The sequence below is a fragment of the Paraburkholderia sp. SIMBA_054 genome, from assembly GCF_046534875.1.
Taxonomy (GTDB): Bacteria; Pseudomonadota; Gammaproteobacteria; order Burkholderiales; family Burkholderiaceae; genus Paraburkholderia; species Paraburkholderia hospita.
In genome coordinates this window covers 1-279 of sequence record NZ_JAWRXV010000620.1, presented here as the reverse complement: position 1 = coordinate 279, position 279 = coordinate 1, and the positions used below count along the sequence as shown (strand labels likewise).

Below are 279 nucleotides of genomic sequence, written 5' to 3'. Positions count from 1 at the left end.
CTTCTCGGAGTACATGGCGCGGGACTTCTCGAAGCCGGTTTTGTAAAGCTCACGGTCTCCCAGCAGATACTCTTCCGGCACAGCATCAGCCACGTCATCGGCAGAAGCCTTGTGAATCCAGTTCAGCGACTTGACGAAAGCGTTGACGACCCGCTGCGTCGTTACCGGATTTGCATCGATGAAGCTCTGCTGCACATAAACGGTCGCGGCTGGATTGGTGCCACCGAAAAGCTGGCGCGTGCCTTCTTCGGTGCGCGTATCCAGAAGCAAGGTGATGTC

Annotated in this window: 1 pseudogene; it reads right to left on the bottom strand. The window is 56.6% G+C overall.

Features of this window, described 5'->3' with window-relative positions:
- Nucleotides 1–279, bottom strand: a pseudogene (locus SB822_RS56570) (ABC transporter substrate-binding protein); the annotation flags it as partial.